This window comes from Pseudomonas sp. GL93 (assembly GCF_003408955.1).
GTDB classification, from domain to species: Bacteria; Pseudomonadota; Gammaproteobacteria; order Pseudomonadales; family Pseudomonadaceae; genus Aquipseudomonas; species Aquipseudomonas paracarnis.
Genome location: NZ_NKRF01000120.1, coordinates 1 through 1,149, shown reverse-complemented (window position 1 = coordinate 1,149; position 1,149 = coordinate 1). Strand labels below are relative to the sequence as shown.

Genomic DNA, 1,149 nt, shown 5'->3' with positions numbered 1-1,149 from the left:
TGCTTCCACCCATTGCAGCTTGCCGTCCCAGGCCGGCAGTTTGGCCGGAGGTAGGGGGAGGATTTCATTGATTTCGGGGACTTTGGGGTTGGCGTAGGACGCGTTCGACAGTACTGTTCCAATTTTCTCATACCGCTCGGCTCGCTCCAGGTCTTCTTGTTGGCCGAGGTAGTTCAGTTGATCGGAGGGAGGAGGGTTACGAAAGCCTTCTTCCAAAAAAGAAGCGGAGCCTTCCTCTCCTGCGGCTACGCCAAGTTGGAATGCTTCAAGTGCCTCCTTGTAACGCTGCTCATCTTGAAGATAAACACCCAACGCGAGGGCCGCCTCACCATGGCCCTGCTGGGCAGCACAACGATACATTTGGAGCGCAACGTCCGGGGCAATATCACTCGGCTCAAGTTTGTCGCCGACATAGTACTGGGCTTGTGCGCTGCCCTGATCGGCGGCCTTGCGGTAGTAGCGCAGCGCCATTTCCGGGTCCTGTTTCAGCCCGGCGGCCCCCTGCTGCAAAAAGACTCCCACGAAGTAATAGCCTGTCGCTACGCCCGCGTCGATCAGTTGCTGGCTCATACGCAGGTAGGTTTCGCCACTGAGCGTGAAGCTGCCGCGCATGGCGCCGTTCTGCAAGTTGATATTGGCCTTGTAATGGCCGTTTTCGGCTGCAATGCGGTACAGCCGCTCGATCTGGGCGTCGACGCTTTTGTCCTGTTTGAGTTGGTTGTTCTTCTGCAACCAACGGGCGTACTGGAACAGCACATCCGTCTCGGCAGACGGCGCAGGGATCCGTTCATGCGCGCAGGCGAAGGCCAGCTTGGCCTTGATCTCGGAGAGCGGATTCACATGGACATCCTTGGTCGGATGGGTTGGGGCATCACACCCCACCAACATCAAACTCAAGAGGCCAGTGACCAGCCACAGGCGCATCATCCGAGTAATCCCCATTCAACGCGCTCTTCATCCAGGGTGGTTTTGTCTTGCATCGGCCAGGTGCGTAGAACGTAGCGCTTGACGATCTGGGTCGGAAAGGTTTCGCCTTGTTGGAAGTGGCGGATGACTTCTTTCGCCATGACCGTACGCCCAAAGGGCCAGATGACCTTCCAGTAGCCGCTTTCCGGGCAGGCCTGGCCGCTGTAGCAGGTCAATACCGGA

Annotated in this window: 1 protein-coding gene and 1 pseudogene; both read right to left on the bottom strand. The window is 57.9% G+C overall.

From position 1 onward, the window contains the following. Window positions 1–924 (bottom strand): DUF6396 domain-containing protein (locus CER19_RS25245; RefSeq protein WP_133298364.1); only part of this gene is annotated, 924 nt, incomplete at its 3' end. Then, window positions 924–1,149 (bottom strand): annotated as a pseudogene (locus CER19_RS28865) (sel1 repeat family protein); the annotation flags it as partial. The pseudogene CER19_RS28865 and the gene CER19_RS25245, both read right to left, overlap by 1 nt.